Below are 22,988 nucleotides of genomic sequence, written 5' to 3' on the forward strand. Positions count from 1 at the left end.
CCTTAACGGAACGGCGGCGAGTACAGCAGGCCGCCTTCGGTCCACTGTGCGTTCAGGCCCCGCGCCAGACCGATCGGAGTTTCCTCACCGATGTTCTTGGCAAACACTTCACCATAGTTGCCGCCAGCTTTGATCGCTTTGGCCGCCCAGTCAGCATCCAGACCCAGCATTTCACCCAGAGTGCCTTCTGTACCCAGCAGGCGGTTGATTTCCGGGTTGTCGGTGCCGGCGCTCAGTTCGTCGATATTTGCCGAGGTCACGCCCAGCTCTTCAGCCGAAATCAGTGCGTTCAGCGTCCAGCGGACAACGTCGCCCCACTCGTGATCGCCATGACGGACCAGCGGGCCCAGCGGCTCTTTCGAGATGATCTCGGGCAGCAGGATGTGCTCGTCCGGCGCTTCGAAGGTGGCGCGGGTTGCGGCCAGGCCCGAAGCATCAGTGGTGTAAACGTCACATGCACCGGCCAGGTACTGCTGCTGCGCTTCGGCGTTGGTTTCGATCGGAACCGGCTCGTAGCTGATGTTGTTGGCACGGAAGAAATCGGCCAGGTTCAGCTCGGTGGTGGTACCGGTCTGGATGCAGACACGGGCGCCGTCCAGTTCCTTGGCCGAGCTGACGCCCAGCGCCTTGGGAACCATGAAGCCCTGACCGTCATAGTAGTTCACACCAGTGAATTCGAACTTCAGGTCGACGTCGCGGCTGAAGGTCCAGGTGGTGTTTCTTGCCAGCATGTCGATCTCGCCCGAGGCCAGAGCGGTAAAACGTGTCTTACCAGTGGTCGGAACGAATTCAACGGCGTTGGCGTCGCCCAGAACAGCAGCAGCAACGGCGCGGCACAGCGATACGTCAAAGCCCTGCCATTCGCCATTGGCGTCGGGCGCAGCAAAACCAACCAGACCGGTGGTCACACCACAATTCAGCTTGCCGCGTGCTTTAACGTCGTCAACGGTCCCTGCCATGGCTGCGCCAGCAGCAAGACCGGCAATCGTTGCCGCGCCCAAGATTACGGATTTTTTCATTTTTACCTCTTCCTGATTTTCCGCCCCGTCCGAGACGGCTCTGCCCGGCAAGTGGATGCCGGATAGGTTACCCCAAAGGTGTCTCCCCTTTAGTGGCACTGAGTTTGGGCGTATTCATAAACAAACGTCAAGGGCCGGATCATCGAAAACGATGGATCAGGCCCCAAGCTGTTTACAGATTTGCTCAAAAAACCGGAATTTAGGATCAAACCGATATGTCAAAGAAGCGTTTGGCATGCATAAAGGCCGCTTTCTTGGCCTCGGCAACCTGATGGGCTTCTTCGTCATGGCCCCATTGTTCGATCTGCCAGGTTTCATCCAATCTTGAAATGCGCCATATCTCGTCCGGTTTGCGCCAATTCATGGCGGCCGCAAAGCCAAGAATCAATGACCCCGACAAGCTGACAAGATCGTGAAAAGCGGCCAGTTGGAACGCATCCAGCCCGTGCACCCGAGAACGCAATGTCGCCAGGGCGGATTCCGGCTGCGGTTGATGCAGGACGCCCGCAACCGGAACCAGACGGGCAGACAGCGCGGTCTCGGCCCAATCCAAGGCGGGATCCCATTCGGAGCACTGACGATCCTGCAACTCCTGCGGGTGGGTTGCGCGATAACACAACAAATCGGAATCGCCGTAATCTGCCAGCATGTCGGCCACTTCCCCGTGCTGGATGCGGACTTTGTCAATCGCTGCATTTGCAGAACGGGTGAACGGCATCACGGCAGGATCAACCTCTTTTTCCTGCGCGTCCCATTCCCCTGCCACCGCTTCGGCCATGGGGCGGGTTGGCAGGATCAGGTCTGCCTTGGCGGGTGTTTTGACCCTGCGGCCATCCAGTTCGACGGTGAACCCGCCATCAACCGCGACAACGGTGCTGTCCTTCCAGAAGCGTTTCGGTTTCCAGTCACTCATCTTTCAATCCCACATCTCAGCCAGAGCATTGGGCAACTGGTCAAAGGTTTCGACAATGCAAGAAGCTGCGGTCAAAGCCGATCGGTCATGATAGCCCCAAGTGACGCCGATGCCGCGAACACCGGCAGCCGCGGCCATATCCATGTCAAAGCTCGTGTCGCCGATCATCACTGCACAACCCGGATCGACCCCGGTTTCCGCCAATGCGGTCTGCACCATGGACGGATGCGGCTTTGACGGGTGGTGATCCGCGACCTGCCGGGTCACGAAATACGGTTCCAGCCCATGGGCTTCGATCAATGCGTCCAACCCGCGCTGCGACTTGCCGGTTGCCACGCCAAGAAGCACTTCGGGCACGGCATGCAACGCTTCAATCGCCTCGCGCGCACCGGGGTACAGCGGCGAACTTGCCGCGCCCAATTCAAGACGATGGGCGTGATAGGCCTCTTTATACCCGTCGACCAGATCGTTCTGGACCGAGAGGGGCTGTTCCGGCGCCAACCGGGCGATGGCATGCGGCAGCGACAAGCCGACAATGGACAGGATCGCCTTTCGCGTCGGAACCGGCACGGAGGCGGCCTGAAAGCTGGCGGTCATGGAATGAACGATACTGCCCTGACTGTCGACCAGAGTACCGTCGACGTCGAACAGGACCAGCCGCAAGGGTGCGCTCATTGCAGCGCCTCAAACGGGTCATCAGCAGCCAGATCCTCGCTCCATCCGAACGTGTCCCAGCTGTGCTTCATATGCTCGGGCAAGGGCGCCGTCACGGTCACTGGTTTCCGCGTCACCGGATGCAGGAAGGACAGCCGCCGTGCGTGCAGATGCAGCTTTTTGCTGATGATCCCACCCAGTTGCGCACCCCATCCGTCGCCAAGGTTTTCCTGACCCGAACCGCCGTATTTTCCGTCGCCGATAATCGGATGTCCGATTGCGGCCATATGCGCCCGCAACTGGTGCGTACGTCCGGTGATCGGCTCCATCGCGACCCAGGCGGCGCGGCCGGCAACTCGATAAAGGGTTGCGTAATGCGTATGCGCGCGTTTCGCGCCCGGAGTGCTGTCAATTTCGTTCATATGCACGGGGATCATCTTTTCGCCCTCGCCGTGCTTGCCATGACCAGGCGCCTTGACAAGGCCGGTCTTGATCTCACCCAGATACGGTGTCGGCACCCCGGCAACCAGCGCCCAGTAGATCTTGCGCGTATCGCGGTGGCGGAAAGCGGCCGTCAAACCCTTGGCGGCTTCGCGGGTGCGGGCCAGCAGCAGAACACCTGACGTGTCCTTGTCCAACCGATGGACCAGCCGAGGGTTCTCGTCATAGTCGAACCGCAGCGCTTCGGACAGGCTGTCAACATGCCTTGTCTGCCCGCTGCCGCCCTGCACCGGCAGACCATGCGGCTTGTTCAGCGCCAGAACGTGATCGTCACGGTAGATCACGCAGGATTGGATCATCTTGGCATCCGCATCCGAGATGTGATGCTTGGCCTCAGCCGGTTTGTGATCAGCGTCCGGCAAGGGCGGCACGCGAACAACCTGCCCGGCCTCCAGCCGGGTCGAGGCCTTGGCGCGGCTACCGTCAACACGCAATTCTCCCTTGCGGCACATCTTTTCAATGCGCCCCTGGCTGACATGCGGAAACAGGCGGCGCAGCCAGCGATCCACGCGTTGGTCCCCATCCCCTTCAGCGACTGTAATCATCTGCACGCCACTCATGCCATTACCCCTTGTTCCGCGCGGGTGATCCGCCCGGATTGCGTGTTTATCCGTGTCCCAGAAATCATGGGCGTCTGTCGCGCGCAACGCGGCAAGAGTCAAGGTATCTGGCTCTGGATCTCAGATGTTCGAGAAGTCGCCGTGCCGCCCTGCTCCGTCCCGGAAACGGGTCGCACCAGCGGTTCCTTCGCGGCGAATGACATCCAACCCGTTGGCCCATTCAACCTTAAGCGCGTCACAAACCGGCATTCCACGCGTTTCGATGATCGACCGGCATATCAAGTCCTCCGCTGCAAGCGTTGCCCCAGGGGAAGCGTCCAATTTCAATCCAGTCGGCCGCGGAACCTTTACGATTGACCCCGCGTAACTAGCTGTTCCGCTGTGTCCGCAGCTTGGCAAAATAATCGAGGCGTTTCTTTAGCTCACGCTCGAAACCGCGCTCGACCGGCTGATACAAAACCGGGCGTTTCATCGTCTCGGGGAAGTAGTTCTGACCGGAAAACCCGTCCTCGGCATCGTGGTCATAGGCATAGCCCGCGCCGTAACCCTGTTCCTTCATCAAAGAGGTCGGCGCGTTCAGGATATGCTTAGGCGGTGGCTCGCTGCCGGATTGCTTGGCCAGCCGCATTGCCGCCTTGTAGCCGACATAGGCGCCGTTGGATTTTGGCGCCAGGGCAAGATAGACCAGCGCCTGAGCAAGCGCCAACTCGCCCTCGGGTGAACCCAGACGTTCGTAGGTTTCCCACGATTGCAAACAAATGGCCTGCGCCTGCGGATCGGCCAGGCCTATGTCCTCGACCGCCATGCGTGTGATCCTGCGCGCAAGATACCGCGGGTCTTCGCCCCCGGTCAGCATGCGCGCGAACCAATACAAGGCCGCATCGGGATCAGATCCGCGCACCGATTTGTGCAGGGCCGAGATCAGGTTGTAATGCTCATCACCAGACTTGTCGTATTTTGCAGCCCGCCGCATCAAACGCGTAGACAGCGCATCGGGGCCCAGCGGCGCATCCACCTTCCACGCCGAAACCTGTTCGATCAGGTTCAGCAAAGCCCGACCGTCGCCATCGGCCATCTCTTGCAACGCATCGCGGGCGGCAGGCGTCAATGGCAACGCGTGGCCCAGCTCTTTCTCGGCCCGCTGGGTCAGACGCTCTAGATCGGCAAGGCTCAGCCGTTCCAGCACCAGCACCTGCGACCGGCTGAGCACAGCGGCATTCAGTTCGAATGACGGGTTCTCGGTGGTTGCGCCGACCAACAGGATTGTCCCGTCTTCCATATGGGGCAGAAACCCATCTTGCTGAGCCTTGTTGAAGCGGTGAATCTCGTCCACGAACAACAAGGTGCCCTGCCCGTTCTGGCGGCGTATTTTCGCGGCCTCGAAGACTTTCTTCAGATCCGGCACACCGGTAAAGATCGCACTGATCTGAACGAAATGCAGATCGGTTTCCTGTGCCAACAGCCGTGCAATCGTGGTCTTTCCAACTCCGGGTGGGCCCCAGAAGATCAGGCTGGACATACTGCCTGCCGCCAGCATGACACCCAGAGGGGCCTCGGGGCCCAGCACCTGCTCCTGCCCGATCACCTCGGCCAGGGATCGAGGCCGCAACCGGTCAGCCAGAGGCCGGTGAGGAGAAGCGGCGGGTTCTGCCGCCCCGGTATCGAACAGATCACTCACAGGTCACAGCCGGAACCGCAAAGAGACGGACCGCCCCCCGCGCACCAGACCTATCTGCACGTAACGGCCCGGATCGGTCAGCGCGGTCTCAACGTCCCGAGGGCGCTGGATCTCATCGGCATTGATGCTTTCAAGAATATCACCGGTTCGCAATCCCGCCCTTCCGCCATACGGGCCGGGATCCACCACGACGACACCCGTCAGCGACAGCGGCAATCCCATCCTGGTGATCACCGCGGGGTTGACCCGGGACACCACCAACCCCGGAAGAACGGTTCTGTCGTTCAACGTCGTTTCTTCGGCGGCCGGAACATCGGGGGCTTTGATAAGCGCCACCTCAACCTGGTCACTTTGGTCGCCGCGCAGACGGGTCAGAACCGAGGTTCCGCCCACTCCGGCGACCGACATCCGAAACTTCATCTCGGCGGGTGAATTGACCTCATCCCCGTCCACATGGGTTACCACGTCTCCAACTCTGAACCCTGCGTCGCGCAAAGGGCTGAGCTCATGCAGATCAGAGACCACAACGCCCAACGGGATGGCCAAACCAAGGGATTCCGCGATATCCGCACTCATATGTTGACCCGACATTCCTGCCCACGGGCTGACGAAGGTTTCGTTTCCCTGCTGCGCCTGCTTGAGGAATTGCGCCACCAGATTGGCGGGGATGGCAAAGCCTATTCCGTTTGACCCACCCGATCGGGTCAGAATCGAGGTATTGATCCCGATAAGCTGGCCATTCACATCGATCAGCGCCCCACCGGAGTTGCCAGGGTTGATTGCCGCATCCGTCTGGATGAAATATCCGCGGCCATTCCCGGTTGCCGTGCCCGTGCGCGCCAGCCCCGAGATGATGCCGGAAGATACCGTCTGCCCCACCCCGAACGGGTTTCCGATGGCCAGCGCCAGCTCTCCGACTTCGACCTGGTCGGAATCGCGAAGGGTCAGGTAGGGCAGATCTTCGGCCTCCTTCAAGCGCAGGATCGCGATATCGCTTTCCTCATGGCCCAGCACAACCTCGGCCGAAAACTCGCGCCGATCCGTGGTGACAACCCGGATCTCGGTCGCAGAGCCAACCACGTGATAGTTGGAAACAACATACCCATCGTCCGACAGGATAACCCCGGAACCCAACGAGTTTTGAACCCGCTGACGTGGTTCGCCAAATCCCCGGCCAAAGAAATCCTGAAAGAACGGGTCCGAGAAAAACGGGCTTGCCCGGCCCTGCCGGACGATCTTGGCATAGATGTTCACAACCGCCGGTGATGCCTGCTTCACGACCGGGGCAAATCCTAACGAAATCTCGGCCTGTGACTGCGGAACTTTCGTTTCGGCCATTCCTTGCGTCGCGCAGGTCAAGGCAACAAGGGTCAGCATTACGCGGATCATGGTGGCTCCGTTTTTTGCGATTGGCCCAGATATGCTGACACAAAATCCGAATTGCAAGTCGGCGGTCGGGTATGCCCCGCAACATGCCGGCATGCCATAACGAAAGAACCTCCGTCCGGTTTCCCGAACGGAGGTTCGACCGTGACCCTGGATCAGATCTTATTCTTCGTCTGCTGCCTCTTCGGCGGCAACGCGGGCTTTGTCGGCCGCGCCCTTGGCGTCGACGTCACGATCAACGAATTCGATGATCGCCATCGGGGCCATGTCGCCATAGCGGAAGCCAGCCTTCAGGATGCGGACATAACCGCCCTGACGCTCGGCGTAGCGGGGGCCCAGAACTTCGAACAGCTTGGCGACGTCTTTGTCTTCCTTCAGCTGTGCTGCGGCCTGACGGCGGGCGTGCAGGTCGCCGCGCTTGCCCAGAGTGATCAGTTTTTCAACGATCGGGCGCAGTTCTTTTGCCTTGGGCAGAGTCGTTTTGATTTGCTCATGCTCGATGAGCGAGCCAGCCATGTTCGCAAACAGCGCCTTGCGGTGCTCATGAGTACGGTTCAGGCGGCGGTAACCACGTGCGTGACGCATTTTCTAGTTCCTTCTTTCGCGTTTTGCTTTGTCTGGCCGGCGATGCGTGTCACCGGCTCTCCTTGGGGCGGAAATGCCCATATTGTCCCCGGATATTCCCACTTCGGGCCGGGCATTGGGGAAGACGCGCTTAGAACGCGTCTTCGAATTTCTTCGCCAGATCTTCGATGTTGTCGGGCGGCCAGTCCTCGACATCCATGCCCAGGTGCAGGCCCATGCCGGAAAGAACTTCCTTGATCTCGTTCAGCGACTTGCGACCGAAGTTCGGAGTGCGCAGCATCTCGGCTTCGGTCTTCTGGATCAGATCGCCGATATAGACGATGTTGTCGTTCTTCAGGCAGTTTGCCGAACGGACCGACAGTTCCAGCTCGTCCACCTTCTTCAGCAGCAGCGGGTTGAACTCCAGACCATCGTCCTCGTCCTGACGGCTTGCCGATTCCGGCTCGTCGAAGTTGACGAAGATCGACAGCTGATCCTGAAGGATACGAGCGGCAAAGGCCAGTGCGTCTTCCGGCGTGATCGAACCATCGGTTTCGATCTTCAGGGTCAGTTTGTCATAGTCCAGAACCTGACCTTCACGGGTCGGCTGAACGTCATAAGCGACCTTTTTAACCGGCGAATAGATCGCATCAATCGGGATCAGGCCGATAGGCGCGTCTTCAGGCTTGTTCTTCTCGGCCGAGACATAGCCCTTGCCGGTGTTGACGGTCAGTTCCATGAACAGGTCAGCGCCATCGTCGAGGTGGCAGATGACGTGGTCGCGGTTCAGAACCTCGATACCGGCGCTTTCGCTGATGTCACCCGCGGTGACGACTGCGGGGCCTTTGGCATTGATCGACAGGCGCTTGGGGCCTTCGACTTCCATGCGCAGGGCAACCTGCTTGAGGTTCAGGATGATGTCGGTGACGTCTTCGCGAACGCCTGCGACGCTCGAGAACTCGTGCAAAACGTTGTCGATCTGGACGCTGGTGATGGCCGCGCCTTGCAGCGAGCTCATCAGGACGCGGCGCAGGGCGTTGCCCAGGGTCAGACCAAAGCCACGCTCCAGCGGTTCGGCAACCAGGGTGGCCTGACGTGCAGGATCATTGCCCGGCTTGGCTTCCAGCTGGGTCGGCTTGATCAATTCTGCCCAATTCTTGTGGATCATGTAATCCCTCCATTCCTGTCCGCGCCCCATGACCAACAAGGTGCAGACGCCCGAGGTTCAAAATGACGTGCTGGGGCCGTGCAGAAACACAGCCCCAGCTCAATTCAAAATCGTTTAGACGCGACGACGCTTCGGCGGACGGCAGCCGTTGTGAGCAATCGGTGTCACGTCGCGGATCGACGTGATGTTGAAGCCCACTGCAGCCAGCGCGCGCAGTGCCGATTCACGGCCCGAACCGGGGCCCTGAACTTCGACTTCCAGCGTCTTAACGCCATGTTCCTGCGCCTTCTTGCCTGCGTCTTCGGCAGCCATCTGAGCGGCGTAGGGGGTCGATTTCCGCGATCCCTTGAAGCCCATGGTACCGGCAGACGACCACGAGATGGCGTTGCCCTGTACGTCCGAGATCAGGATCTTGGTGTTGTTGAAGGTCGAATTCACATGGGCAACGCCCGATGCGATGTTCTTGCGCTCTTTGCGCTTAACGCGAGTCTTGTCACGTGCCATCGGTCAGACCCTCCCTTATTTCTTCTTACCAGCGATGGCCTTTGCGGGGCCTTTGCGGGTACGAGCGTTGGTGTGGGTACGCTGACCGCGAACCGGCAGGTTGCGGCGGTGACGCAGACCGCGATAGCAGCCCAGGTCCATCAGACGTTTGACGTTCATCTGAACTTCGCGACGCAGGTCACCTTCAACGGTGAAATTTGCATCGATGTGCTCGCGGATGGCCAGAACTTCGGCGTCGGACAGTTCGTTGACGCGACGGTGCGCTTCAATGCCCACGGCTTCGCAGATCGCTTTGGCCGAAGTGTTTCCGATACCGGTGATATATGTGAGGGCGATAGGTACCCGCTTTGCAGTCGGGATGTTTACGCCGGCAATACGTGCCACGTGTCACTTTCCTTTTCGTTGCGGTTCCGTAACTCCAGAACCTTTTTTCACAACGCTTTACCGTGGCAGTGTGGCCAGAGGGTTCAGCATTATTCGAGGTGGTCGGGGCGGTTGGGACGAATCCCGCACGCGGTCTTGATTCCCTTTAGGGATGGGGGTCGATATGGGCTTTTGGCGGTGCCGTCAAGCCCATATTGAACTCAGCCGAGAATGGCTTCGATCGACGCCGTGACTTCCTTGATGTCCGCCAGCCCGTTCACCGGGCGCAGATCACCCTTGGCGTAGTAATAGCCAATCAGCGGCGACGTCTTCTTGTAGTATTCCATCAGACGCGTGCGAAGGCTTTCCTCGTTGTCGTCAGCGCGACGCACGAAGTCGTTTTCCTTGCCGCAATTGGTGCACTTTCCATCAGCCGGGATCGGCTTGGTCTTGTCGTTGTAGACCTCACCACATCCGCCGCAGGTTGACCGCGCGGTAATCCGTTCCACCAGCGCATCATCATCCACACGCATCTCGATCACGGTGTGCAGAGACTGACCCAGCTTGGTCAGCAGGGCCGACAGCGCGTCGGCCTGTGCCAGCGTGCGCGGGAAGCCGTCAAAGATGAAACCGGCGCCCTTTTCGGTGGTCAGTTTCTCTTCGATCAGGCCGATCACGATCTCATCGGTGACAAGCTTGCCCGCGTCCATGATCGCTGCAACCTTCTTGCCCATCTCTGTGCCGCTGGTCCGCGCCTCGCGCAGCATGTCACCCGTGCTCAGCTGGATCATACCGCGGGTTTCAACCAGGTGACGCGCCTGCGTTCCCTTGCCTGCCCCCGGGGGGCCCAGAAGAATGATGTTCATCGACGAGCAGCTCCCTTTCTGCCGCGTTTCTTGCCTTTGCCACGCAGTTGGGACTTTTCGATCAGCCCTTCATATTGATGCGCCAGCAGATGGCTCTGAACCTGCTGGATCGTGTCCATGGTCACAGAGACGATAATCAGAACCGAGGTGCCGCCGAAATAGAACGGAATGGCAAACTGGCCCCGCAGGATTTCAGGCAGCAGACACACGGCGGCCAGATAGGCCGAACCCAGAACCAGCACGCGATTGACCACGTATTCCAGATACTCGGCGGTTTTCTTGCCGGGGCGGATACCGGGCACGAACCCGTTCTGCTTTTTCAGGTTGTCCGCCACATCGTCCGGCTTGAACGACACGTTGAACGTGTAGAAATAGGCAAAGAACACGATCATCGACGCGAAGAACAGCAGATACAGCGGCTGTCCGGGGCCGAAATTGGCCAGCAGCCACGACATGACCGGCCCGTTGGCAGCACCGGACGAGAAGGTCGAGATCGTGACCGGCAGCAGCAGCAGCGAGCTGGCGAAGATCGCCGGAATGACACCCGCAGGGTTGACCTTGACTGGCAGGTGGCTTGAGCCGCCTTCGTAGATTTTCATACCTGCCTGACGACGCGGATACTGAATGTGGATCTTGCGCAGGGCGCGCTCCATGAACACCACGAAGGTGATGACCGCGATTACCATGACGATCACGCCAACGATCACGGCAGGGCTGATCGCTCCGCTGCGGCCGCTTGCAAAGAACTGCGCCAGAGCAGCCGGAACCTCGGCGATGATGCCGACGAAGATGATCAAAGAGATACCATTGCCGATCCCGCGCGCGGTGATCTGTTCACCCAGCCACATCAGGAACATGGTGCCGCCAACCAGCGTTATCATGGTCGACATGCGGAAATAGAGCCCCGGATCAGTCGCCAGATCGCCCGATTCCAGCGAAACGGCCAGACCGTAGGCCTGAACGGTGGCCAGAGCCACGGTGCCGAACCGGGTGTACTGGTTGATCTTCTTGCGCCCCTGCTCGCCCTCTTTCTTGAGCTGTTCGAGCGCGGGAACCATGGATGTCAGCAGTTGAACGATGATCGAGGCCGAGATGTAAGGCATGATGCCGAGGGCAAAGATACCCATCCGCCCCAGCGCCCCGCCGGTGAACATCGAAATCATGCCGCCGATGCCCTGCCCCGCCTGCTCCATGAATTCGCGCAAAGCTGCTCCGTCAATCCCCGGCACCGGAATAAAGGTGCCCAGACGATAGACGATCAGCAAACCCAGCGTGAACAGGATGCGGTTGCGCAGATCGGTGGCCTTGCCCAAAGCAGCCCAGCTTGTGTTGGCTGCCATTTGTTCTGCTGCTGATACCATAAATCGGTCTCTCTTATGCAAACGCCGCCCGGAACCGTTTTCCGGCTCGGACGGCGTCTTGGAAAACTCTGAGGTCTATGTAAGCGGGTCTTTGCCCGCTCACAAGCGATTACTCTGCCGCAGCAGCTTTTGTGACCTTCAGTGAACCGCCCGCTTTCTCAACTGCCTCGACGGCAGATTTCGAAGCACCGGTTACTTCAAGGTTCACCTTGGCGCTGATTTCGCCTTTGGCCAGAACGCGGATACCGTCCAGCTTGCGGCGCACCAGACCGGACGCAACCAGAGCGTCTTCGGTGATCGCAGCCGAAGCGTCCAGCTTGCCGGCGTCGACGAATTTCTGGATCAGACCCAGATTGATAACGGCGAATTCCTTGCGGTTCGGCTTGTTGAAGCCGCGCTTGGGCAGACGCTGGTACAGTGGCATCTGGCCGCCTTCGTAGCCATTGATGGCCACACCCGAACGGGATTTCTGGCCTTTGATACCACGGCCACCCATTTTACCTTTGCCGGAACCGGGACCACGGCCAACGCGGGTGCGTTTCGGTGCGGCGCCAGGATTGTCGCGCAGTTCGTTCAGTTTCATATCGCTTCTCCTAAGCCGGATGTGACCCCGAAGCGTGATGGGCCAAACACGGCATTTCTTGGTTTTGATTCTCGTGGCGGAAAGCCACCGCAGGCGTATAGGCCCGATGACCGCACTTGACAAGCCTGTAGATTGTCCTGCGCCGCGAAGTGTCGGCATGAGGTCTTGAGCCCAGTGTTACGCAAAGGGCACCTCTGCCGGCCTTTGACCGAAAAGTGACCGTGAAATGCAGCGACCTTTACAAAAACCGCTTGCTATGTCGGGGGGGTCGTCTATCCGGTGGCCTGCAAACACTTGACTGGCAGGCATATGACTGAACCCTCTCTCTCCCTCCGCGACAAGCCGGAGACCACCGCCGCACGTGACTGGGTAACAACGCTTGCCAAATATCGCGAACCGGACCAAATGCGCAGCTCTTTTGAACTGGGCGTAAGCATTGTCCCCTTTTTCGGGCTATGGGCTTTGTCCTGGATGTCACTGTCAGTCAGCTATTGGCTGGCCTTTGTGATTTCCGTCCTCAATGCTGCCTTTCTGTTGCGCTTGTTTGCCATCCAGCATGATTGCGGGCACGGCGCGTTTTTCAAAAACCGCGCCGTCAGCGACTGGATCGGGCGCGGCATCGGAGTTCTGACACTGACACCATATGATGTCTGGCGCCGCACGCATTCCACGCATCACAACAGTTCCGGCAACCTGGACAAGCGCGGGATGGGCGATATCCACACCCTGACCGTGGCGGAATATCGGGCCAAAACACCACTGAACAGGTTCTGGTACCGCTTGTACCGAAACCCGATCACCTTGTTCGTGCTTGGCCCTGGTTATCTGTTCCTGTTTCAAAACCGCCTTCCGCTGGGCCTGACAGACAGCGTCAGGTTCTGGGTCAGCGCCATGGCGACGAATCTTGCGATTCTGGTTGCCCTTGTGGCCATCTACTATTTTGGCGGGCTGATGCCGATGTTGCTGATCTTTCTGCCGTCGACTCTGATTGCCGCAACGGCCGGAGTTTGGCTGTTTTATGTACAACACCAGTTCGAGAACACGCATTGGGACGCCGATGCAGACTGGCAACTGCATGAAGCGGCGCTGCACGGAAGTTCGCACTATATCCTGCCCTCGGTGTTGCAGTGGTTCAGTGCCAATATCGGCATCCACCATGTACACCACCTCTACAGCCGCATTCCGTTCTACCGTCTGACCGAAGTGCTGCGCGATCATGAAGAACTGGCAAACAGCAACCGAATGACCATCCGGGAAAGCCTCGCCAATGCGCGGCTTCACCTGTGGGACGAGAAGAACCGTCGTCTTTTGTCCTTCGCCGAGGCCCGCGCACTTTATGGGTAACAGGCATGCCCGGCGCTTTCATTTCTGAAATCAAAGCGCATGCCTTGCGTCAACGGCAGGCGTGAGGCGCGGGACAATCTCCATCCATCGCGACGACTTTGTTGGGCGTTATGTTGACAGAGAATGCGCGCGTCACAAACCAGTATTCAGCCGAAGCAAACGCAGGCGAGATAAAGACATCTTCATCCGGATCGCGGCTGGTTTGGTCGCCGACGCCTGGACGGGACAGCGATCACGATTGACGCAAACCGCATCGCGCCCTGCATTGCTGCGAAAAGGTCGCGTGACCATCTGGTGACATGAACACCACTCTGCACGGCATTTGTGATGACCAAATGCGGCCGTTCAACCCGTTCGTCGACACTGGGCAAGGCGTGGGCACCGTAAAAGAATACTCGCCCCCCCGCGCATGTGGGCACGGCAGAAATCGGTCATGCCCTTGCACAAATCGAACGAAATCCCTTGTCACACCCCCGCCCCGATGCCATATGCAAAGAGCTTACGTTTTTCTATTCGACCTACTGTCTCCTTCATCGGCAGTCAGTCTATCGATACAGACCGACGACGCCAGGCTGCCGCAACTCCGTGGGCAGCACTCAAACAGGAGACACGGATATGCCAGCAGGCACCGTAAAATGGTTCAACACCACCAAAGGCTTCGGCTTCATCGCACCGGAAGAGGGCGGCAAAGATGTATTCGTACACATCTCGGCTGTCGAACGTTCGGGCCTGACCGGTCTGGCCGACAACCAGAAAGTCACGTACGAGCTGCGCGCCGGTCGTGACGGCCGCGAAAGCGCCGACAGCATCCAGCTGGCCTGAGCTTGATATCGGGTGAGGGGATCCCCCTCGCCCCTTTCTCGCCACAACCTCGGGTGGCAGACAGGACACATCACGTCCACGTGATGACTGCCCTAGAATTGACCAAATATCATATGATGATGAAATTGGTTTCAGTTTCATTGGTCATTCGACGAGGGTTTCGATGTTTACACGCCGTATTTTTCTGGCCGGAACAGCAGCAAGCATGTTGCCGGGCATCGCCCGCGCCAAAAAGGCGGTCGAGTATGATCCGACGCCGCAATTCGTGCGCATCAAGAAACAGTTCGTACCAGGACAGCTGCTGGTCGCGCCCCGGTCGTTCTACCTTTACTTCGTCACGGAACCTCGCAAGGCGATCCGCTATGGATGCGGCGTCGGCAAAGCGGGGTTGGAGTTTACCGGCACGGCCACCATCGATGTGAAAAAGGAATGGCCGACCTGGCGCCCGACGGATGAGATGATCGAACGTGATCCCGTCGCTTACGCCAAATTCAAGGACAATGACTATGTCCAACCCGGCGGCGGAGATAACCCGCTGGGCGCGCGCGCGCTGTACCTGTTCCAGAACGGTGTCGATACCTATTTCCGCATCCACGGCACGACGCAGCCGCAGACCATTGGCCGGGCAGTGTCCAACGGTTGCATACGAATGCTGAACGAGCATGTGATCGATTTGTACAACCGGGTCCCGATCGGAACAGTTGTCACGGTCGTCTAGGTGCCCATGGATGTGCGCCTATTCCGCTTGACCCGCCTGATCAACAAGCTTCAGAACGGACGGCCCCAGTGATTCAACGATCTTTGCCACCCCATCCGCGTTTGGATGTATTCCGTCCGGCTGCATGAACTGCGATACCGCACCGGGGTCGCCCTCTGCCGCAAGACCTTCAAAGAAACTGGCGGTGAAGAGGACGTCGAACTCTTTCGCCAGGTCTGGGTACATCCCGTCGAAAGCTTGCTTGTAATCGGCCCCGTAGTTGCCCGGCGCCTGCATACCGATTAGCAGAACCGGTACATTCACGCCCCGCGCCACGTCCAGGATCCTGCGCAGATTGGCCTTTGATACGGCAGGGTCGATCCCCCGCAGCAGGTCGTTGCCGCCAAGGGCAACGATCATGCCATCCACATCCGGTGTCAGGGTCCAGTCCACACGTGCGGCCCCGCCCGCCGTCGTGTCACCCGAAACGCCTGCGTTGATGACGCGGACATCCGCGCCCTGCGTCTGCAACCAGCGTTCAAGCTGCGGAACAAACCCGCTTTCCTCCACCAGCCCATAGCCCTGAGTCAGCGAGTCCCCCAATGCCGCAATCACCACTTGTTCGGCTGTGGCCGCAAAACCGCACCACGTGAAAAGGCCTGCTATCAAAGCCTTGCGCAATGCGGTGATCGCTCCATATCCCAAAAGACCGCTCCTTTTTCGGGTAGACCCATGACGACTGCTGTTCTCGCCCTCCAAGATGCCTCTTTGTCCCTGGATGGCAATGCCGGGCGGGTCGATATTCTGCATGACATTACGTTGACTGTGGACAAAGGCGAGACGCTGGGGCTTATCGGGCCTTCTGGCTCGGGCAAGTCTTCGCTGCTGATGTTGATGGCAGGGTTGGAACAGGCGACGCACGGTCAAATCATGGCGCTGGGTCAGGACCTGACCGACATGGATGAGGACGCTCTGGCCCGGTTTCGACGCGACAGTATGGGTGTGGTGTTTCAGAACTTCCACCTGATCCCGACAATGACCGCGCTGGAAAACGTGGCAACCCCACTTGAACTGGCAGGACACAAGGATGCGTTCGACCGGGCCAAGCAAGAGCTGGACGCCGTTGGCCTGTCGCACCGTCGCGATCATTACCCGGCGCAACTGTCGGGCGGAGAACAACAGCGTGTTGCCTTGGCACGAGCATCTGCGCCGCGTCCCAAAATCCTGTTGGCTGATGAACCGACCGGGAACCTGGACGAAACCAACGGGGCCGCAATTGTTGATTTGCTGTTTGGTCTGCGCCGGAAATACGATGCAACCCTGGTTCTGGTGACACACAGCCATTCATTGGCCGAAAGATGTGACCGGGTCGTTCGGTTGCGTGACGGCAGGATCGCCGAAGAGACCCGGCAGGAGGCCGCGGAATGAGCCTGCGGATGGCCGGGCGGCTCGCCCGCCGCGAGCTTCGCGGAGGCCTGAGTGGTTTTCGGATCTTTCTGGCCTGTTTGGCGTTGGGGGTCGCCGCCATCGCGGCCGTCGGGTCGGTGCGGCAAGCCATACTGGCTGGGCTTGCGCAAGAAGGGGCCTCGCTGCTGGGGGGCGATGCCGAACTTGAATTCACCTATCGATTTGCCGACCCGGCCGAGCGCGCCTGGATGCAACAGACATCCGTCCAGATGTCCGAGGTTGTTGATTTCCGCTCGATGGCCGTTGTGCCCGGCGCGACAGATCCGGAACGAGCACTGACTCAGGTCAAGTCGGTCGACAACGCGTACCCACTTGTCGGCTCGGTACGGCTGGAACCAGAGATCCCGCTGGAAGACGCCCTGAACGGCAGTTCCGGCTTGCCCGGGGCCGTGATGGAACCTGTGCTGATGGACCGGCTTGGGTTGTCCGTCGGTGATCGGTTTTCACTTGGGGCGCAAGAGTTCATCCTGACGGCAGCCCTGCTGGACGAGCCCGACAGCGCGGCGGATGGGTTTGGCCTTGGGCCGCGCACTCTGGTCCGAACCGAGGCATTGCAGGCGTCCGGTCTGCTGGAACCCGGAACACTGTTTTCAACAAAATACAGGATGATCCTGCCCCGGAACGCAGATCTTTCGGATGTATCCGCAAAGGCTGATGCGGCATTCGAAGGCACGGGGATGCGCTGGACGGATGCGCGCAACGGTGCCCCCGGGATATCCGAGTTCGTCAATCGCCTGAGCGCATTTCTTGTCCTTGTCGGGCTGTCCGGGCTTGCCGTCGGCGGCATCGGCGTTTCTGCCGCCGTGCGTGCTTATCTGGCGCAGAAGACGGAAACCGTTGCGACACTGCGCACCTTGGGGGCCGATCGCGCCACCATTTTTCAAACCTACATGATTCAAATTGGCGTTCTGTCCGTCTTCGGGATCGCGATCGGCCTGACGCTGGGTGGATTGGCGCCGCTTGTTCTGGCCCCACTGCTGGAAAGCCAATTGCCGGTTCCAGCAGTGTTTTCGCTGTATGCACAGCCGCTGGTCGAGGCGGCAATGTACGGTCTGCTCACAGCGTTCCTGTTCACACTCTGGCCTTTGGCCCGCACCGAAGATGTGCGCGCCGCGACGTTGTTTCGCGACGCGTTGAGCTCGGCCCGCCCCTTTCCACGTCTGATTTACGTCGTGGCAACGGGTGTCGGGCTGTTGTTGCTGATCGCCCTGGCATCATGGTTCAGCGGCTCGACGCGGCTTACCGTCTGGACCGGCGGCGGGCTTGTCGGTGCACTGGCGCTGTTGGCCCTCGCCGCTTATGCCATTCGCAAACTGGCCCGGGCTGGGACTTCGTTGGCCCGCGGGCGACCCACAGTCAGATGGGCGTTGTCGGCCATCTCGGACCCACGCGAAGGCGCAGGGTCTGTGGTTCTGTCACTGGGGCTGGGCCTGTCGGTGCTGGCTGCGGTCGGGCAGATCGACGGTACCCTGCGCAACGCCATTTCGGGCAACCTGCCGGATGTCGCGCCGTCGTACTTCTTCGTGGACATCCAGAAAGATCAAATGCCCGGCTTCACCGAACGCCTGCAAAGCGACCCCGCGGTCAGCCGCATTGAAAGCGCGCCGATGTTGCGCGGGATCATCACGCAGATCAACGGCCAGCCCGCTCGGGACGTGGCCGGAGATCACTGGGTGTTGGAAGGGGATCGCGGCGTGACCTATTCGGTTCAACCGCCACCGAAGGCACGCCTGACCGCAGGGGAATGGTGGGCCGAAGATTACGCAGGTGCGCCGCAGGTCAGCTTTGCCGCCGAAGAAGCCGAAGAGATGGGCCTGAACCTGGGCGACCAACTGACCGTCAATATCCTGGGGCGTGACATCACGGCAGAGCTGACGTCCCTGCGCGAGGTAGATTTCTCTACCGCGGGAATGGGCTTTGTCATGTCGATGAACCCCACTGCGCTGGCCGGTGCGCCGCACAGCTTTATCGCGACGGTCTATGCCGAAGAACAGGCCGAGGCGGCCATCCTGCGGGATCTTGCAGGCCAGTTCCCCAATATCACGGCCATCCGGGTGCGCGACGCCATTGATCGTGTCTCGGGCCTGCTGGCAGGCATCGCCGCAGCGACCTCGTACGGTGCAGGAGTATCGCTGCTGACCGGATTTCTGGTTCTGATCGGCGCAGCGGCGGCGGGCGAACCTGCCCGCAGATACGAAGCAGCAATCCTCAGGACATTGGGTGCAGATCGTGGCCGTATCCTGCGCAGCTTTGGCCTGCGATCCGTTCTGCTTGGGGCCGCTGCGGGATGCGTCGCGCTGTTCGTTGGCATTCTGGGCGGCTGGGCCGTTGCCACCTACATCTTCGACACAGAGTTCACGGTCATCTGGTCATCGGCCTTCGGCATCGTTCTGGCCGGGATAGGCGTCACGTTATGTGCTGGGCTGGCATTTGCCCTGCGTCCACTTTCGGTGCGTCCGGCGCGCATATTGCGCGCGAGCGATTGAAATCAGCGCACGCAGGCCACGGGCTGCAAGAGCCTCAGCAGCGGATCATTGTCACATACCAGCGCATCCAGGGTAACATCGTCCAGGGACGCATAGAACACCTCTGCCGCGTCCTGAAGCGCAAGCCTCAGCCGGCAGGCATCCGTAAGAGGGCACGTGTTGTCCGCGTCGGCGAAACATTCGGCAATGGGCAAAGCCCCTTCAACATGCCGGAACACCGCACCGATGCGTATCTGATCCGCGGGGCGCGCCAGTGACATGCCACCGTTACGACCGCGCTGCGTGCTCAGATAGTTCAGCTGGCTCAGCTGATTGATCACCTGCGCCAGATGGTTTTCCGAAATGTTGCACACTTCGGCGATTTCGGATTTCGTGACCAGCCTGTCCGGGTGAGCTGCGCAATACATCAACAGGCGCACAGCGATATTCGTCCTTTTGGTAATCCGCATGAGGGCCTCCCTAAATTCAAGATGCAACCTTATTGCATGTCCGGGAAAAAAGCGGTTTGACATACATCAATCGACCCAAAGGACACTTCTCGGATGGCCGACCCCTATTTCTTTGGCTATGGCAGCCTCGTGAACCTCGCGACGCATGATTTCCCCGGTCCGCGCCCCGCGCGACTGAAGGGTTGGCGGCGGGCCTGGCGGCATACCGATCTGCGACCCGTGGCGTTTCTGACTGCCGTGCCCGACCCGAAGTCAGAGATCGAAGGCATGATTGCGCATGTTCCCAATAATGACTGGGCCGCGCTGGATGAACGGGAATGGGCGTATGACCGGATTCCTGCAACGCAGTCGGTTTCACATCCCCTGACGCACGACGTCGAAATAGCTGTCTACGCCGTCCCGCAGGATCGGCACAGCCAGCCCAGCAATCACCACCCGTTGCTGCTCAGCTATATCGATGTTGTCGTGCAGGGTTACTTGCGGGCATTCGGCGAGGACGGCGCGGATCGATTCTTTGAGACGACAACAGGCTGGGACGCCCCGATCCTGAATGATCGCGCCGAACCGCGTTACCCACGCCACCAGCAACTCAAACCTGTCGAACGTGATTTTGTCGATGACCGCCTGACAAGTTTGTCGGTTCGGTTCGTACAGCCGGCGTAACAAAAAGGGCCACGCCGATGACGTGGCCCAGAAAATTGGTGTGCCACCACGTTAGCCGCGCGCGCGGATCACCTGTAGCAACGGCATCAGCGCAGCCATTTCCGGGCCGCGCTCCATGCCGGTCAACGCTTTGCGCAGTGGCATGAACAGGCCTTTGCCCTTGCGACCGGTTGCCTCTTTCACGGCTTTGGTCCAGGTGCCCCACGTGTCACCATCGAACGGGCCTTCGGGCAGCAAAGCCATCGCCTGGGTAATGAATTCCCGATCTTCATCGGCGATCAGGGGATCGGCCCCGTCACGGCACAGCTCCCACCAGCCCTTGAGATCGGCCAAAGTGGTGATGTTTTCACGGGCCATTGCCCAGAAAGGTTCTGCCAATTCATCGGGAACACCGGCATCCGCAACGGCACTGGCCACATCGGTCAGCGACAGCGATTGCAAATACCTTGCAGTCAGCGGGAACAGGTCCTGCACATCGAACTTGGTCGGCGCGGCGCCAAACCGGTTCACATCGAACCCTTCGATCAGTTCAGCCATTTCCGAGCGCAGCTCAACCGGGTCAGACGAGCCCAGACGTGCCATCAGGCTCAGCAGCGCCATAGGCTGCACACCCTGCTCGCGCAGATCGCGCAACGCCAGCGTGCCCAGACGTTTCGACAGCGCCTCACCCTGCGGGCCGGTCAGCAGCGAATGGTGGGCAAAGCGCGGGCAGGTGCCGCCCAGCGCCTTGATGATCTGTATTTGCGTCGCCGTGTTGGTCACATGGTCCGAGCCGCGCACTACATCCGTGACGCCCATCTCGGTGTCATCCACCACCGACGCGATCGTATAAAGAACCTGACCATCGCCACGGATCAGCACCGGGTCCGAAACGGACGCCGCATCGATCGAGATGTCACCCAAGATGCCATCGGTCCATTCGATCCGTTCATGATCCAGCTTGAAGCGCCAGACACCATTGCCGCGCTCAGTGCGCAGGGCCTCTTTCTCGGCATCCGACAGGTTCAGCGCGGCGCGATCATAGACCGGAGGCTTGCCCATATTCAGTTGCTTCTTGCGCTTCAGGTCCAGCTCGGTGGGCGTCTCGAACGCCTCATAAAACCGGCCCATCTCGCGCAGCTTGTCGGCGGCCTCGGCATAGCGGTCCAGACGCTCGGACTGACGTTCAATCCGGTCCCAATGCAGGCCCAGCCACTCCATATCCTGCTTGATGGCGTCGACATATTCTTCTTTCGACCGCTCAGGATCAGTGTCGTCGATACGCAAGATGAACGTGCCGCCGGCCTTGCGGGCGATCAGATAGTTCATCAGGGCGGTGCGCAGGTTGCCCACATGGATGTAACCGGTGGGCGACGGGGCGAAACGGGTGGTTGTCATGGGTGTCTCCTGTTGGCGCGGCTCTTGTCACAAAGGCGCGATTTTGTCCAGCCGCCGCTTGATCCATCAGGTGATTCAGAAAGGTTTCACCGGCCACACCCTGTCGAGGTCGTCCAGTCCGGCGCGAATGAGTTCGCGCAAAACACCCGTGTCGATATCCGCCAGTTTGTTGACGTAAAGACAGGACTTGCCCAGCTTGTGCTTTCCCAATCTGGCCATGAGATCCGCAAAATCTGCGTAACCCGGCATGGTGTAAATCACCAAAGCTGATTTGCGCGGCGAAAAACCGGTTGCCAGAAAGTCCCCTTCACGACCCGTTTTGTAGCGATAGTGGTAGCGGCCATACCCGACGATCGACGGGCCCCACATGACCGGTTTAAACCCGGTGGTGGCGCGAAACAACTTGTCAAGCTGGTGCGCGTCTTCAGCACGGCGCGCCGGTTGAACCGTTTTCAGGAAATTCTCGACGCTTTGATCTGTCGGAACTGTCTTATTGTCTGATCGCGCCATGAACAAAAATTAACACGTATTATTCATCCATGCACCCCATCTGAATGGCGTATAAACTGGCAAGAAACTCTCGACGCCCTAACTGCAACATTGATGTCCTGACAGGGAGAACGAAGATGACAATAAAACTTACACGCCGCGCCGCTTTGGGAAGTGCCGCTGCCTTGCCGTTTGCAGCTGCGGCCGCACCGGTTCTGGCCGCCAGCCCGGAAACCAAAGCAAACTCGACCATCGCAAGGTCATTTCATATTGGCGACTTCACGGTCACGACCCTGCTGGATGGCAGCTTTCCACGCGACGGAGCCAAAGAGATTTTTGGGGGCGGAGCGACGGACGATGAATTTGCCAAGGTTTCGGCTGAAAACTTCATTCCGGCAGACGTCGCACAGTTTTTCTTTACCCCCTCACTGGTCAACACGGGATCAGAGCTGGTTCTGTTTGATACCGGTCTGGGGCAAGGTGGCATACAGGCCGCGCTGGCAGATGCGGGTGTGACCCCGGATCAGATCGATGTGGTCGTGATAACGCATATGCACCCTGACCATATCGGTGGCATGACCACCGAAGGCGCGCCCACCTTCGCCAATGCGCGCTACGTGACGGCGTCTCCGGAGTATGATTTCTGGGCTGCGCAGGACGCAGGCAATCGCGTGGGCGATCTGGTCGCTGAAAAAGTCACACCGCTGGCCGAGAAAATGACCTTTGTCGAAGACGGAGGCGAGGTTGCCTCGGGCATTACCGCAGTGGCCGCTTATGGCCACACACCGGGCCACACGGTCTACCATCTGGAAAGTAACGGGCAACGTCTGGTGCTGACGGCGGATTTGGCCAACCACTATGTCTGGTCTTTCGCCCATCCCGAATGGGAAGTCCGGTTTGACATGGACAAGGCCGCAGCCACTGCCGCACGCCGCGATGTTCTTGGCATGCTGGCTGCCGACAAGGTACCTATGGTCGGCTATCACATGCCATTCCCCGGCGCCGGGTATGTTGAGACCCGTGGAGAAGGCTTTCGCTTTGTCCCGGTCAGCTACCAGATGATGGGCTGAGCGT

The 22,988-nt window shown here is 59.5% G+C and carries 25 protein-coding genes; 7 read left to right on the forward strand and 18 right to left on the reverse strand.

The features are described from left to right. Window positions 1–2: 2 nt before the first annotated feature. The 14 genes from I9185_RS13300 to rplO all read right to left on the reverse strand — a co-directional run bounded on the left by I9185_RS13300 (window position 3) and on the right by rplO (window position 12,120). Window positions 3–1,019, reverse strand: a complete 1,017-nt coding sequence (locus I9185_RS13300) for an amino acid ABC transporter substrate-binding protein (protein WP_171724225.1) — start codon at window positions 1,017–1,019, stop codon at window positions 3–5. 205 nt (window positions 1,020–1,224) lie between these two features. After that, the gene (locus tag I9185_RS13305) at window positions 1,225–1,932 is read right to left on the reverse strand and encodes an ATP12 family protein (RefSeq protein ID WP_210093294.1); all 708 of its coding nucleotides are present in this window, start codon (window positions 1,930–1,932) and stop codon (window positions 1,225–1,227) included. 3 nt (window positions 1,933–1,935) lie between these two features. Beyond that, window positions 1,936–2,607 (reverse strand): HAD-IA family hydrolase, encoded by a 672-nt coding sequence (locus I9185_RS13310; RefSeq protein WP_171724227.1) that lies wholly within the window; start codon window positions 2,605–2,607, stop codon window positions 1,936–1,938. Next, the gene (locus I9185_RS13315; RefSeq protein ID WP_171634779.1) at window positions 2,604–3,647 is read right to left on the reverse strand and encodes an RluA family pseudouridine synthase; all 1,044 of its coding nucleotides are present in this window, start codon (window positions 3,645–3,647) and stop codon (window positions 2,604–2,606) included. The genes I9185_RS13310 and I9185_RS13315 overlap by 4 nt, the downstream gene beginning before the upstream one ends. 120 nt (window positions 3,648–3,767) lie before the next feature. Beyond that, a complete protein-coding gene (locus I9185_RS13320; protein WP_210093295.1) occupies window positions 3,768–3,968 on the reverse strand; it encodes a hypothetical protein in 201 nt (66 codons plus the stop codon). A gap of 46 nt (window positions 3,969–4,014) precedes the next feature. After that, window positions 4,015–5,325: a replication-associated recombination protein A gene (locus tag I9185_RS13325; protein ID WP_210093296.1), complete on the reverse strand. Its 1,311-nt coding sequence runs from the start codon at window positions 5,323–5,325 to the stop codon at window positions 4,015–4,017. 3 nt (window positions 5,326–5,328) lie between these two features. Continuing rightward, window positions 5,329–6,714, reverse strand: coding sequence for a trypsin-like peptidase domain-containing protein (locus tag I9185_RS13330; protein ID WP_171634785.1), 1,386 nt, complete (start codon window positions 6,712–6,714; stop codon window positions 5,329–5,331). Between the two features lie 159 nt (window positions 6,715–6,873). Beyond that, on the reverse strand, window positions 6,874–7,296 hold the full coding sequence (gene rplQ / locus I9185_RS13335; protein ID WP_170687292.1) for a 50S ribosomal protein L17: 423 nt from the start codon (window positions 7,294–7,296) through the stop codon (window positions 6,874–6,876). A gap of 130 nt (window positions 7,297–7,426) precedes the next feature. Further along, window positions 7,427–8,443, reverse strand: a complete 1,017-nt coding sequence (locus tag I9185_RS13340) for a DNA-directed RNA polymerase subunit alpha (protein WP_117870179.1) — start codon at window positions 8,441–8,443, stop codon at window positions 7,427–7,429. A 114-nt stretch (window positions 8,444–8,557) separates the two neighbouring features. After that, window positions 8,558–8,947 carry a 30S ribosomal protein S11 gene (gene rpsK, locus I9185_RS13345; RefSeq protein WP_008757289.1) on the reverse strand — a complete coding sequence of 130 codons (390 nt, stop codon included), beginning with the start codon at window positions 8,945–8,947 and terminating at the stop codon, window positions 8,558–8,560. 15 nt (window positions 8,948–8,962) lie between these two features. Next, the gene (gene rpsM, locus I9185_RS13350) at window positions 8,963–9,331 is read right to left on the reverse strand and encodes a 30S ribosomal protein S13 (protein ID WP_008757392.1); all 369 of its coding nucleotides are present in this window, start codon (window positions 9,329–9,331) and stop codon (window positions 8,963–8,965) included. 200 nt (window positions 9,332–9,531) lie between these two features. Beyond that, a complete protein-coding gene (locus I9185_RS13355) occupies window positions 9,532–10,176 on the reverse strand; it encodes an adenylate kinase (protein ID WP_170346439.1) in 645 nt (214 codons plus the stop codon). After that, window positions 10,173–11,537: a preprotein translocase subunit SecY gene (secY, locus tag I9185_RS13360; RefSeq protein WP_210093297.1), complete on the reverse strand. Its 1,365-nt coding sequence runs from the start codon at window positions 11,535–11,537 to the stop codon at window positions 10,173–10,175. The genes I9185_RS13355 and secY overlap by 4 nt, the downstream gene beginning before the upstream one ends. A 109-nt stretch (window positions 11,538–11,646) precedes the next feature. Then, a complete protein-coding gene (gene rplO / locus I9185_RS13365) occupies window positions 11,647–12,120 on the reverse strand; it encodes a 50S ribosomal protein L15 (RefSeq protein WP_171634791.1) in 474 nt (157 codons plus the stop codon). 309 nt (window positions 12,121–12,429) lie between these two features. Here rplO and I9185_RS13370 point away from each other — a divergent pair, with 309 nt between their 5' ends. The 3 genes from I9185_RS13370 to I9185_RS13380 all read left to right on the forward strand — a co-directional run bounded on the left by I9185_RS13370 (window position 12,430) and on the right by I9185_RS13380 (window position 15,004). Then, window positions 12,430–13,464: a fatty acid desaturase gene (locus I9185_RS13370; protein WP_210093298.1), complete on the forward strand. Its 1,035-nt coding sequence runs from the start codon at window positions 12,430–12,432 to the stop codon at window positions 13,462–13,464. Window positions 13,465–14,079: 615 nt separating this feature from the next. After that, on the forward strand, window positions 14,080–14,286 hold the full coding sequence (locus I9185_RS13375; RefSeq protein WP_152456904.1) for a cold-shock protein: 207 nt from the start codon (window positions 14,080–14,082) through the stop codon (window positions 14,284–14,286). A 163-nt stretch (window positions 14,287–14,449) separates the two neighbouring features. Next, window positions 14,450–15,004: a L,D-transpeptidase gene (locus I9185_RS13380; RefSeq protein ID WP_152456903.1), complete on the forward strand. Its 555-nt coding sequence runs from the start codon at window positions 14,450–14,452 to the stop codon at window positions 15,002–15,004. 18 nt (window positions 15,005–15,022) lie between these two features. Here I9185_RS13380 and I9185_RS13385 read toward each other — a convergent pair whose 3' ends face one another. Further along, entirely contained in the window at window positions 15,023–15,688 is a 666-nt protein-coding gene (locus I9185_RS13385) for an arylesterase (RefSeq protein ID WP_245223564.1), read from the reverse strand. 27 nt (window positions 15,689–15,715) lie between these two features. Between I9185_RS13385 and I9185_RS13390 the strand changes: the two genes are divergently transcribed. Continuing rightward, window positions 15,716–16,411, forward strand: a complete 696-nt coding sequence (locus tag I9185_RS13390; protein ID WP_209834599.1) for an ABC transporter ATP-binding protein — start codon at window positions 15,716–15,718, stop codon at window positions 16,409–16,411. Further along, on the forward strand, window positions 16,408–18,936 hold the full coding sequence (locus I9185_RS13395) for an FtsX-like permease family protein (protein WP_210093300.1): 2,529 nt from the start codon (window positions 16,408–16,410) through the stop codon (window positions 18,934–18,936). The genes I9185_RS13390 and I9185_RS13395 overlap by 4 nt, the downstream gene beginning before the upstream one ends. Window positions 18,937–18,938: 2 nt before the next feature. Here the strand turns inward: I9185_RS13395 and I9185_RS13400 are convergent, their stop codons facing one another. Continuing rightward, window positions 18,939–19,385 (reverse strand): Rrf2 family transcriptional regulator, encoded by a 447-nt coding sequence (locus I9185_RS13400; protein WP_170346430.1) that lies wholly within the window; start codon window positions 19,383–19,385, stop codon window positions 18,939–18,941. Window positions 19,386–19,478: 93 nt separating this feature from the next. Between I9185_RS13400 and I9185_RS13405 the strand changes: the two genes are divergently transcribed. Beyond that, window positions 19,479–20,048, forward strand: a complete 570-nt coding sequence (locus I9185_RS13405) for a gamma-glutamylcyclotransferase family protein (protein ID WP_210093301.1) — start codon at window positions 19,479–19,481, stop codon at window positions 20,046–20,048. Between the two features lie 51 nt (window positions 20,049–20,099). Here the strand turns inward: I9185_RS13405 and gltX are convergent, their stop codons facing one another. Together gltX and I9185_RS13415 are read right to left on the reverse strand one after the other, a co-directional pair. Then, the gene (gltX, locus tag I9185_RS13410) at window positions 20,100–21,425 is read right to left on the reverse strand and encodes a glutamate--tRNA ligase (protein ID WP_210093302.1); all 1,326 of its coding nucleotides are present in this window, start codon (window positions 21,423–21,425) and stop codon (window positions 20,100–20,102) included. Between the two features lie 75 nt (window positions 21,426–21,500). Beyond that, complete coding sequence (locus I9185_RS13415) at window positions 21,501–21,935, reverse strand: DUF1801 domain-containing protein (RefSeq protein WP_210093303.1); 435 nt, start codon at window positions 21,933–21,935, stop codon at window positions 21,501–21,503. Window positions 21,936–22,051: 116 nt separating this feature from the next. On the opposite strand from I9185_RS13415, the gene I9185_RS13420 reads away from it, so the two are divergent. Next, on the forward strand, window positions 22,052–22,984 hold the full coding sequence (locus tag I9185_RS13420) for an MBL fold metallo-hydrolase (RefSeq protein ID WP_171724236.1): 933 nt from the start codon (window positions 22,052–22,054) through the stop codon (window positions 22,982–22,984). Window positions 22,985–22,988: the final 4 nt, after the last annotated feature.

Source organism: Ruegeria sp. HKCCSP346 (assembly GCF_017872595.1).
Taxonomy (GTDB): Bacteria; Pseudomonadota; Alphaproteobacteria; order Rhodobacterales; family Rhodobacteraceae; genus Ruegeria.

What these genes read in the sequence shown, in the direction of transcription:
- I9185_RS13305 (WP_210093294.1), bottom strand. Translation starts at nt 1,932, where the DNA reads ATGAGTGACTGGAAACCGAAACGCTTCTGGAAGGACAGCACCGTTGTC.
- I9185_RS13390 (WP_209834599.1), top strand. Translation starts at nt 15,716, where the DNA reads ATGACGACTGCTGTTCTCGCCCTCCAAGATGCCTCTTTGTCCCTGGAT.
- I9185_RS13330 (WP_171634785.1), bottom strand. Translation starts at nt 6,714, where the DNA reads ATGATCCGCGTAATGCTGACCCTTGTTGCCTTGACCTGCGCGACGCAA.
- I9185_RS13370 (WP_210093298.1), top strand. Translation starts at nt 12,430, where the DNA reads ATGACTGAACCCTCTCTCTCCCTCCGCGACAAGCCGGAGACCACCGCC.
- I9185_RS13405 (WP_210093301.1), top strand. Translation starts at nt 19,479, where the DNA reads ATGGCCGACCCCTATTTCTTTGGCTATGGCAGCCTCGTGAACCTCGCG.
- I9185_RS13300 (WP_171724225.1), bottom strand. Translation starts at nt 1,019, where the DNA reads ATGAAAAAATCCGTAATCTTGGGCGCGGCAACGATTGCCGGTCTTGCT.
- rplO (WP_171634791.1), bottom strand. Translation starts at nt 12,120, where the DNA reads ATGAAACTGAACGAACTGCGCGACAATCCTGGCGCCGCACCGAAACGC.
- I9185_RS13355 (WP_170346439.1), bottom strand. Translation starts at nt 10,176, where the DNA reads ATGAACATCATTCTTCTGGGCCCCCCGGGGGCAGGCAAGGGAACGCAG.
- I9185_RS13380 (WP_152456903.1), top strand. Translation starts at nt 14,450, where the DNA reads ATGTTTACACGCCGTATTTTTCTGGCCGGAACAGCAGCAAGCATGTTG.
- I9185_RS13395 (WP_210093300.1), top strand. Translation starts at nt 16,408, where the DNA reads ATGAGCCTGCGGATGGCCGGGCGGCTCGCCCGCCGCGAGCTTCGCGGA.
- I9185_RS13375 (WP_152456904.1), top strand. Translation starts at nt 14,080, where the DNA reads ATGCCAGCAGGCACCGTAAAATGGTTCAACACCACCAAAGGCTTCGGC.
- secY (WP_210093297.1), bottom strand. Translation starts at nt 11,537, where the DNA reads ATGGTATCAGCAGCAGAACAAATGGCAGCCAACACAAGCTGGGCTGCT.
- I9185_RS13310 (WP_171724227.1), bottom strand. Translation starts at nt 2,607, where the DNA reads ATGAGCGCACCCTTGCGGCTGGTCCTGTTCGACGTCGACGGTACTCTG.
- gltX (WP_210093302.1), bottom strand. Translation starts at nt 21,425, where the DNA reads ATGACAACCACCCGTTTCGCCCCGTCGCCCACCGGTTACATCCATGTG.
- I9185_RS13420 (WP_171724236.1), top strand. Translation starts at nt 22,052, where the DNA reads ATGACAATAAAACTTACACGCCGCGCCGCTTTGGGAAGTGCCGCTGCC.
- rplQ (WP_170687292.1), bottom strand. Translation starts at nt 7,296, where the DNA reads ATGCGTCACGCACGTGGTTACCGCCGCCTGAACCGTACTCATGAGCAC.
- I9185_RS13400 (WP_170346430.1), bottom strand. Translation starts at nt 19,385, where the DNA reads ATGCGGATTACCAAAAGGACGAATATCGCTGTGCGCCTGTTGATGTAT.
- I9185_RS13340 (WP_117870179.1), bottom strand. Translation starts at nt 8,443, where the DNA reads ATGATCCACAAGAATTGGGCAGAATTGATCAAGCCGACCCAGCTGGAA.
- rpsK (WP_008757289.1), bottom strand. Translation starts at nt 8,947, where the DNA reads ATGGCACGTGACAAGACTCGCGTTAAGCGCAAAGAGCGCAAGAACATC.
- I9185_RS13415 (WP_210093303.1), bottom strand. Translation starts at nt 21,935, where the DNA reads ATGGCGCGATCAGACAATAAGACAGTTCCGACAGATCAAAGCGTCGAG.
- I9185_RS13315 (WP_171634779.1), bottom strand. Translation starts at nt 3,647, where the DNA reads ATGAGTGGCGTGCAGATGATTACAGTCGCTGAAGGGGATGGGGACCAA.